This window comes from Streptomyces sp. M2CJ-2 (assembly GCF_016757295.1).
Lineage (GTDB): Bacteria > Actinomycetota > Actinomycetes > Streptomycetales > Streptomycetaceae > Streptomyces.
In genome coordinates this window covers 52057-60370 of the sequence record NZ_JAESIF010000041.1, presented here as the reverse complement: position 1 = coordinate 60370, position 8314 = coordinate 52057, and the positions used below count along the sequence as shown (strand labels likewise).

Genomic DNA, 8314 nt, shown 5'->3' with positions numbered 1-8314 from the left:
CCGCCACACCTACAAGGCCACCATCAGCATCGACATCTTGACGTCGGCTCCCGGACCGTAAACTTCACGGCCTTGCCCTAAAGCGGGTGTCGCAGGTTCAGATCCTGCCGGGGACACCAGCCGAAAGGCCCCGGACCGATCATGGTCCGGGGCCTTTGCGTCTGCTTCTTCCAAAAGAACGCGGCAACAACGATGCGGTCTCCGGCAGCGGCCTCCTGCTGTGCGGATCAGCAGCAGAGAGCCTGTGCCCCGGCCTGGCTGAAGTCGCCGGTCGCGAGTGCCTTGACCGGGATCGTGAAGTACAACGTTCCGGCGTCCCCCCAGCCCCATCCGAGTTCGGGGTCCTCGGCAAGCTGGAGCAGATGGATGGCCGGGCCGTCGGCGTCGCGGGACGACACCTTGAGCGTGTACGAGGTGTCCGGCCAGCCGAAGGCGCAGTGACTGCCGGCGGTGTTCCCGTCGAGATCTCCCATCTCGCCGAGAATGAGCGATGCCGCTCCCCAGTGCTGGTCCCTGTCGAACTCCACGTCCTCGTCCTCGACGTCCCAGCAGTCCGGGAGCATGGTTACCTCGGCTGCGTGGACGGGCATCGCCGGGTAGCTTCTCGCTGGTTCGGGTGCCGTTGTCTCGACTGCCCGTGCCGGGTCGGCGGGAATGACGCGGCATACTCCGGACTCAGACATGTCCAGTTTGCGGTACTCCTCGTACGGCAGGTCCGGATCGAGGTAGAAGAAGTTGAGCAGGCCAGGCCGTGTGGGCAGTTCGTTACCCAGCCAGGTAGCGAGAGCATCGGTGTCCAGCACGGCATGCAGGGACAACGGAGCCCCACTCTGTTCGGGCCAGCAGGTCTCCGGTTCGAGGAGGGCAGGCCCACCAAGTCGGCATTGCCCAGTGGCCCGGATACTTCCTGCTGAGCAGACCAACTGAAAGCCGCGGCGGGCCATCGCAGCGAACTGCCGACCGGCCTTCTCGCCGAGCCGTTCTGTGCATACGCGACTCAAGTCGGCAGGGTCGTCGAACTGCATGCCAGGATCTTCTCAACCTCCGTTCGGTCTTGGCCACCTTGGGTCTCAGATTCGGCAACCTTCGATGTCGGGTGCCGTCAGGGATCAGCCCGCCGTACGGACCACGACTTCAAATCCGAGGTCGCTCAACAGCTTGGCAGCGTGGTCCTTGCCGCCGGAGAACTCGTCGCGTCCCAGAGGATCCCGTCCGGACAGATAGCCGTGCGCCGCCCCCACGATGGCCTTTGAGTCGTACTCCTTGCCATCGATCTCAAGGAGGTAGCTACGCGACGGTCCGAATCCGTATCTCTCCAGGAACGCACCCCGACCGAGCCGGTCGTACTCCGCAACAGCCTGCAGGATCGCAGATCGAGTGATTTCGTTCAGCGTCATGATGGGAAGGTAGACGAAGCCACCGGCATACGGGGCCGTGCCGGCCGGGAAGAGCCCTCCGGCGGTTGTCCGACCGTGGGCGCAGACTCCGCCGGTGACGACACCGAACCGTCATCAGCCGAGTATCGACGGGCGTTCCTGCACTGTCGCGGTCGACGGCCAGGACGTGGGCGAGTACGCGGCCGCTATGGATGTTCACGCCGTGCCTCACGACCTGTCGCGGGTCGTGCTGCATCTGCGCCCGATCGGGACGTGGTCGGCCGAGCCGGAGTCCTCGCCCGGGTGGAGGCGGCATCCTGTGCACCCCTGCTCTTCGGAGCCGGCTTCTTCGAGGAGTCAAGCCACGCCACCCAGAACCTGGCATACTCGAAGTATGGCAACTCGGAAGATCACCATCACCGTGCCGGAAGAGCTGGTGGAATCGATCAAGGAGCGCGTCGACGCACGCGGGGTGTCCGGCTACATCGCGGCCGCCGCCGCCCACCAGGACGCCATGGACCGGCTGCGCGAGTTGGCCGACCGGCTCGAGGAAGAGCACGGCGTCGTGACGGACGACGAGCAGCAGGCAGCGCTGGAGCGCATCGCCGCCATCGACGGCTGGCATGACGAGCAGCGATCGGCTTCGGACGAGGCCGCGTGAGTCGCACCGCCCGAGCGAAGCTGCACCGGCCGCGCCGGCGCGTCTTCGTGTTCGACTCCGAGGCTCTCTCCAAGGCGGTCCAGGGCGATCGGGAGATGACCGCGCTGATCAAGACGGCCCCTCGGCTCGACATCCCGATCGTCACCTCGGCGCTCACGACCCTGGAGGCATGGGACCCGCGTGAAGCGTCGCGGCAGGCACTGTGGAACTGGACGCTGTCCCGGATCCGCGTCGTGCACACGGACGACCAGGTGACCGTCATGGCACGCGACATGCTGAAGGCGGCCGGCCTGCACGGGCACAAGTACGCCCTCGACGCCGTTCTGGCGGCTGTGGCCGGGCGGGAAGCCGCACAGGGGGCCCAGGCAACCGTCTTCACCTCCGACACCGACGACATGAACCAACTCCTCGCGGGCCACTCCGTGCGAGTCGAGAAGGTGTGACGGGACGCCCGCACCTCACTCCGGCCGGTCGCTGGCCCCAAGCAACCCATGGCCTTCGCCGGACAGCATCCACCGGCACGTATTCAGCACACACGAGGACGGGAAGCACCGTGAACGCGTGAGAACCGCGGAGGAGTCCTTCCCCTGGTCAGACACCCTGCGGCCTATGTCTCCGCAGGCCACAGCCCCGCCCGGGAAAAACTCCTCAAGCAGGTGTCGCAGCTTCGAATCCTGCCGGGCACAAAGAAACGCCTGCTCAGAGGCCTTTCCGTCCGATGGGCGGGAGGGCCTCTGCGCTTACGGCACACCACCCAGCCGCTTCGTCGACCCGTGAGTCATGGCGATCCGCTATGGATCGGCGGAATCCCGGAGCGGTTGAAGACAAGAAGAGAGTTTGCGCCGACCCCGGGGCGGCGCCGGCAGGGTGGCTCGTGCCCTGAGTACCGCTTACAGCTTCTCTTCCCATGGTTTGACCACCAGGGCTCCTGTTCGGGCCATGTGTTTGATGTTGCGGGTGGCGGCCGTCCGCCCGTGGGCCAGGGCGGTGGCGGCGATCAGTGCGTCCGGTGGGTCGATGCTGGTGCCTGCGGCTTTGAGCGTCTTGTGGATGAGCAGGTAGGCAGCCGCTTCCGATTCGCCGAACGGCACGAGGCGGTCGCGGTATTCGTGCCGTACCGCAGCGAGAGCTCGGGCGTAACGCGCCTGGCCGTCCCGGTCCGGAACTTCCACACGATCCCGTTCAGGACCCTGCGGTCGTCCAGCCTCCTCCGCCCCGCAACGGCTCAGGCAGCAACGACTGGACGAACTCCCCATCGGCATCGGACAGTTCATGGCGACGCATCACGACACCATGATCCACCAACGCTGATCAATTTGAAGACCCTGCCCAGGGGGTGCGTGCTTCGCCCGCCGCACCGCACCGACCTCTCCGCCTCGCGGGATGCGGGGATCGTCTGATGCCCCATTGTGATGCGCGGGTGTACAACCCCGTGTGGATGCCGGCTGTCTGTAAGGCGCTGGAGGGATGAGCCTTCGGTGCCTTTCCGTACGGAGATCGGGGATCAGGTGGGGAAGCAGGTCTGGAGAGTCGTCGTGGCCGGTGGTGCGGCGGCGGTGTTCACGGCCGTGGCCGCGGTGCCGGCCGGGGCGGCCGAGGGTGGGGTCTCGTTCACCCGTGTCCAGGTGAACGGCGGCAAGCCGATTGTGATCGGGGTGTCGAAGGAGGTCGCGGCGCCCGCCTCCTTCCGGATGACGACCACTCACCAGTGGAAGTGGGCGCCCGCGGTGTTCCTGTACCGGAGTGGTTCGGGTGACCGGTTGTGGCACGCCATCGAGACGAGCGACTGCATCAGGGTGAGCACGAGCGTCTGCGACTTCAACGAGACGATGTACTTCGACCCGAGCGTGTGGGACATGCACAACAGCGAGGCCGGGGCCTGGAAGGTCGGGGCCGAGGTGCACTTCAAGGGCGGCGGTGGTGACACCGACGACAAGGGGCTGACGGTCCACGTCAAGCGCAACTCCCGCCTGACCGTCAACGCCTCGCCCGAACCGGTGTCCAAGGGCGGGACCATCACCGTGACCGGAAAGGTCACGCGGGCCAACTGGGAGACCAGGAAGTACGCCTCCTACGGAGGCCGCCTGGTGAGCCTGCAGTTCAAGCCGGCCGGCACCTCCTCCTACACCACGGTGAAGAAGGTGTACGCGAACGGCTCGGGTGTTCTCAGGACGACCGTGAAGGCCTCCAAGACGGGTACGTGGCGCTGGGTGTACTACGGCAACACCACCACCGGGCCGTCGACGTCGTCCGGGGACAACGTCGTGGTGAAGTGATGTCCGAGGTGCCGGCGGGCCGGCGGGGGCCGAGCCGGCGGTAACGGCTGCGACGGTCAAGGCGTCGGGTCCGCCGCGAGCGCGGCGGACCCGACGCCTTGCGTCCTGGCCGACCGCGAGCGGACGTGCACGGGCCTCAGTGCAACGTGAGCCGGCGCGCCGTGCGGACCATGAGGCCGGTCACCGCTCTGGTGGGCAGGGCCGGATCTCGATGAGGCGACGACGACCACGGTCTCCAAGGCCGTCCCCGCCGTACAGGGTCGGACGTGTTCGACGTCGTGGGTGTACTGGCGGAGCCGGGCTGGTGAGCTCGGACGACCGTGGAATCGACCGACACCAGCCACTCGATGTTGCCCGCCGCGTCCGCCTTCGCCTGCGCGGCCCGCAGCATCCGCTCGAACGTCCCGTCCGCTGCCCACCTGCGAAAACGCGTGTGCAGCGTGGCCCACGGACCATAGCGCTCGGGCACATCCCGCCAGGCCGTCCCGGTCCGGGGCTTTTGACATCCACGAGGGCGGTCACCGACGACCGGGACGCCTCCGCAGCAGCCGGCCCATGTGGCTCATGGCCTCGCGCTGGGTGCCCTGGACGACGTGCGTGTAGAGATCCAGGGTGATGCTGATCTGGCTGTGCCAGATCAGCATCACGACCCGGGGGCGCGACGCCGGCCGCCGTGAGGAGCGTGGCCGTGCCGTGCCGGGCGTCGTGCAGCCGGATCACGCCGAGGCCGGCGGACCGGGCGATGCGGATGAAGGAGCGGTAGAGGTTCCGCGGCTCGACCGGGCGACCGGTGCGGGGGGGGGATACCCCACGAGCTGGGGGATCACTCCCAGGGGACACCACGGTCGGAGAACAGGACACGAAGGTGTGCCGGAGTTCCCGGAGGGCGCGTCCTGTCTACGTGGTGTCTCCGTGCTCGGCATGTTCCTGACCGGTTGGCACAGGTGCGACCGGGCGGACCGCGGTGAACATCTCGAACTCGGAGCGGGTGGCGGAGAGCAACAGCAGCCACTCGTCGCAGCCCTGCCACGGAGAGAGGTCACCGCCGCCTCCGCGCACCACCCGCGGTCCGTCCCCGGTGCGGGGGCGTGCGTCCGCCGGCGCGTCCGTGAAGTGCGGGATCCACACGTCGGTGCAGATTTCGTTGGCCGACCCCATCGCCGCCAGCCCGAAGGCGTTCTCGGCCGCGGCGGTGCGCTCCTCGTCGGCGAAGTCGTCGAGCACCTGGTCCTCGTCCGGCCTCCCGTCCCCGCGGAAGGTGAGGGTGGTCGTGCCCGCCCGGGCCGCGTACTCCCATTCCGCCTCGCTGGGCAGTCGGAAGGGCAACGTTCCCAGCAGGTCGTCCAAGTCGTCCTCGAACCGGGCCGTGCTCGAAGCCGACTCGGTGAAGCTGTCCTCGTACTCGGGCAGCCAGTGCCGTACTTGCGCCACCGTGAGCGGATGCCGGGCGATCAGGAACGGCTCGACCCGCACTTCTCGCACCGGCCGGGCTTGGGCGGCACCGGCGAAGAACGCTTCGAGGTCGTCATCGGCGCCGTCGGCCCGCTCGATGGCACGAACGGCGTCCAGTTCCGCGTCGGACAAGCCCATCCGGAACGTCCCACCGGGAACAGCCCGGAAGACCACTCCGGAGGGGGTGTGCCGCCAAGCCGGTCGGCCGGCCACGATCTCTTGAGCCCACATGGTGCCGGACGCTAGCAGTCGGGCATCCCGGATGAAGGAGGGGATCCAGGAGTGGAGCGTGGTCAACCGGTCACCTCCTGGACGCCGCAGCGCTGCAGCACTACCGCACCGGACCGAACGGGGAACAGCGGGGAACCACGGTGAAGACGGTCGAGCCCAGAAGGAGCGCGGTCCGTACGTTCGCCCGGCTCAGCGCCCGCACCGTCCGCGAACCACCGCGGCTTCCCAAGCTGACGGCTTCAACCGGATGCCTGGTGAGCCGTCACCTTCCCGCCGTTCAGTGCGTCAGTGATTTCCTGAAGGCGGCGCTCGGGGAGGGCGAAGGCGTTGCCGGGGTTTCGGTACGAGTGCCCACCGTCGTTGATACAGACGCCGTCTGCCGGCCTCCGGTGAGCAGGCACCCATCGGCCTTGGTTCTCAAGGAGCGTGTTCGCCGCTTCGGCGGGCTCTTCGATCAAGGTGAGAGCGGTGAGCGCGGTGGTGAGGGCAGCCGTTGCGTCGTCGGGAAGCAGCGCGTCGCCGAGTGAGGCACGCTGAACACCGGCCACTCGCTCTCGGCGGACAGCACGCGATACAGCTCCATGGCCGCGTCCCCATCGGCACCGAACGCGGCTCGCTGCGCGTCCTCACCGCGCAAGCAGGTGCCGAGGTGGACGGGCCAGAACAACGGATCTTCGAGGTGAGCAGTGCCCTGGACCAGAGGTCCGTCTTCGTTTCCGGGGATCTTCAGCACGTGAGGAGGACGGCACGAGGGACAGACATCGCCTCAGGGCTCGAGGTTCGGCCGCCCCGTCTCAGTTTCCTTCTCGTTCACCACCGTTCGCCGACGTTCACCCGAGACCAGAAAGCGGCTCCCGTTCACGGGCCAGTCGTCCATGAATGGAGGTGAACACCCCCGCACACAGCCCACCGATCCACCAACCCACCAACACGGCGGGAAAGCGTGTCGGTGACGACTCCTCACGCATTCGAATTTCTTGTCCTCCACCAGCCCATCAGGACGACGGTCGCAGCGGTGCGGTGAGCGTCGTGCAGTCGGCCCTCTCGTATGCCCGTAAAGCCACAGGTCACCGCCGTCGAGCCGTCATGGGCTCCCACAACTCTTCGTGGTCACGTCACTGATCTGTGACAGCGTTGTCCTGGAACGAAGGCGCCGGGAACCCTTCGGCTCGCAGTCCCCTCATAGTGGACGAACAAGCACCGAGAAGCCGAAACCACTTCGGCTTCAACCACTGATCACCAGGGGGATTTCATGTCCGGCAACCGTCGCAAGGCCTTACTCGTCTCCGCAGCCGTCGTGGGCGGCGCCATGCTGATGACCGCGTGCCAGGACGGGGACGCGGCCACGGACACCGGCACCGCGCAGAGTTCTTCGTCCGCCACCCCCGTCGGTGATGCGGCCACCCCGTCCGGCTCGACGGCCGCGGGCAGCGGCCAGGGAACCGGCAAGGGCTCCGGCACGACGGGCAAGGGGACCGAGGACGCAGCCGGCTCCGGCGCCGACACCGGCAACGGCAAGCGGGAACCGGTGGAGCAGAGCTGCGGCGCCAACGACATCTCCTGGAGCACCAGGTCCGAGACCCAGGCCGGCGGATACATCCTGATCATCGCCAAGGCGAAGCCGGGGATCACCTGCTACCTGCCCGCCGCGCTTCCGACCGTGGCGTTCGGATCCGACGGCACCCAGGCGGGTCCCGCGGAGCAGGCCGTCGGCAAGCAGATCAAGCTGAGCGGGAGCACCACCGCCTACGCCGGGGTGAACCCGAAGACCACCAACGGAAACGGTGGCAAGGAACTGGACTCCATCATCGTCGGCGTCGGTGACGACGACCCCGACCCGGTTTCCCTGCCGGTCGGCACCATCACCGTCGAAGACCCGGTCGTCACCAACTGGCACACCGCCCCGGCGGACGCCGTTCCCTTCAGCTGAACGGACCCGCGGCTCGTGATCCGTGCTTGAACGGCTTGGCGCAGGCAGCGGCCGGACCCGGGATCGGGTCTGATGGTGGCGCCGCCAGGCGAACCGGCCGAGCCGATGGACGGCGCCCCACACCGTCTCGCACAGTCCGTACGGCGGCCTGTATGACCTCCCATGACGATCTCTGCCGAGCTACGGATCAGAGGGTCTCTGACATCTACGGCCGGCATCGACGGCTGGCATCGACGACGCCGGACGGAGGCACACACCAGCGGCTTCGTCCGGCTGTCGCACCGGTCGACGGCAACGGTCGGTGCGGGCGGGGGTCGAACTCCGAAGCGGGTGTCGCAGGTTCGGATCCTGCGGGGCACAGAAGACCTGCCGGGGGTACAGGAGAAAG

Annotated in this window: 9 protein-coding genes and 2 pseudogenes; 5 read left to right on the top strand and 6 right to left on the bottom strand. The window is 67.6% G+C overall.

Features of this window, described 5'->3' with window-relative positions; translation table 11 throughout:
• Window positions 1–227: 227 nt before the first annotated feature.
• Together JL475_RS26150 and JL475_RS26145 are read right to left on the bottom strand one after the other, a co-directional pair.
• Entirely contained in the window at window positions 228–944 is a 717-nt protein-coding gene (locus tag JL475_RS26150; protein ID WP_237408314.1) for a DUF1963 domain-containing protein, read from the bottom strand.
• Window positions 945–1109: 165 nt separating this feature from the next.
• Entirely contained in the window at window positions 1110–1397 is a 288-nt protein-coding gene (locus tag JL475_RS26145) for a hypothetical protein (RefSeq protein WP_202280381.1), read from the bottom strand.
• A gap of 373 nt (window positions 1398–1770) precedes the next feature.
• On the opposite strand from JL475_RS26145, the gene JL475_RS26140 reads away from it, so the two are divergent.
• Together JL475_RS26140 and JL475_RS26135 are read left to right on the top strand one after the other, a co-directional pair.
• A complete protein-coding gene (locus tag JL475_RS26140; RefSeq protein WP_202280380.1) occupies window positions 1771–2037 on the top strand; it encodes a hypothetical protein in 267 nt (88 codons plus the stop codon).
• Complete coding sequence (locus JL475_RS26135) at window positions 2034–2480, top strand: hypothetical protein (protein WP_202280379.1); 447 nt, start codon at window positions 2034–2036, stop codon at window positions 2478–2480. Before JL475_RS26140 ends, JL475_RS26135 begins: the two co-directional genes overlap by 4 nt.
• Before the next feature lie 447 nt (window positions 2481–2927).
• Here the strand turns inward: JL475_RS26135 and JL475_RS26130 are convergent, their stop codons facing one another.
• Window positions 2928–3209 carry a PIN domain-containing protein gene (locus JL475_RS26130; protein ID WP_307825164.1) on the bottom strand — a complete coding sequence of 94 codons (282 nt, stop codon included), beginning with the start codon at window positions 3207–3209 and terminating at the stop codon, window positions 2928–2930.
• A gap of 336 nt (window positions 3210–3545) precedes the next feature.
• Between JL475_RS26130 and JL475_RS26125 the strand changes: the two genes are divergently transcribed.
• Window positions 3546–4313: a hypothetical protein gene (locus JL475_RS26125; protein ID WP_202280389.1), complete on the top strand. Its 768-nt coding sequence runs from the start codon at window positions 3546–3548 to the stop codon at window positions 4311–4313.
• A 385-nt stretch (window positions 4314–4698) separates the two neighbouring features.
• On the opposite strand, the pseudogene JL475_RS40280 reads toward JL475_RS26125, so the two are convergent.
• From JL475_RS40280 to JL475_RS26110, 3 genes and pseudogenes are all read right to left on the bottom strand, one after another.
• Window positions 4699–4803 (bottom strand): annotated as a pseudogene (locus JL475_RS40280) (transposase); the annotation flags it as partial.
• 28 nt (window positions 4804–4831) lie between these two features.
• Window positions 4832–5108: pseudogene (locus JL475_RS26115) on the bottom strand (tyrosine-type recombinase/integrase); the annotation flags it as partial.
• 102 nt (window positions 5109–5210) lie between these two features.
• Entirely contained in the window at window positions 5211–5903 is a 693-nt protein-coding gene (locus tag JL475_RS26110; protein ID WP_202280376.1) for an SUMF1/EgtB/PvdO family nonheme iron enzyme, read from the bottom strand.
• A 233-nt stretch (window positions 5904–6136) separates the two neighbouring features.
• Here JL475_RS26110 and JL475_RS26105 point away from each other — a divergent pair, with 233 nt between their 5' ends.
• Both JL475_RS26105 and JL475_RS26100 read left to right on the top strand, forming a co-directional pair.
• On the top strand, window positions 6137–6523 hold the full coding sequence (locus JL475_RS26105) for a hypothetical protein (protein ID WP_202280375.1): 387 nt from the start codon (window positions 6137–6139) through the stop codon (window positions 6521–6523).
• Window positions 6524–7248: 725 nt separating this feature from the next.
• Window positions 7249–7926, top strand: a complete 678-nt coding sequence (locus tag JL475_RS26100; protein ID WP_202280374.1) for a hypothetical protein — start codon at window positions 7249–7251, stop codon at window positions 7924–7926.
• Window positions 7927–8314 lie beyond the last annotated feature (388 nt).

What these genes read in the sequence shown, in the direction of transcription:
- JL475_RS26150 (WP_237408314.1), bottom strand. Translation starts at nt 944, where the DNA reads ATGGCCCGCCGCGGCTTTCAGTTGGTCTGCTCAGCAGGAAGTATCCGG.
- JL475_RS26145 (WP_202280381.1), bottom strand. Translation starts at nt 1,397, where the DNA reads ATGACGCTGAACGAAATCACTCGATCTGCGATCCTGCAGGCTGTTGCG.
- JL475_RS26140 (WP_202280380.1), top strand. Translation starts at nt 1,771, where the DNA reads ATGGCAACTCGGAAGATCACCATCACCGTGCCGGAAGAGCTGGTGGAA.
- JL475_RS26110 (WP_202280376.1), bottom strand. Translation starts at nt 5,903, where the DNA reads ATGGGCTTGTCCGACGCGGAACTGGACGCCGTTCGTGCCATCGAGCGG.
- JL475_RS26100 (WP_202280374.1), top strand. Translation starts at nt 7,249, where the DNA reads ATGTCCGGCAACCGTCGCAAGGCCTTACTCGTCTCCGCAGCCGTCGTG.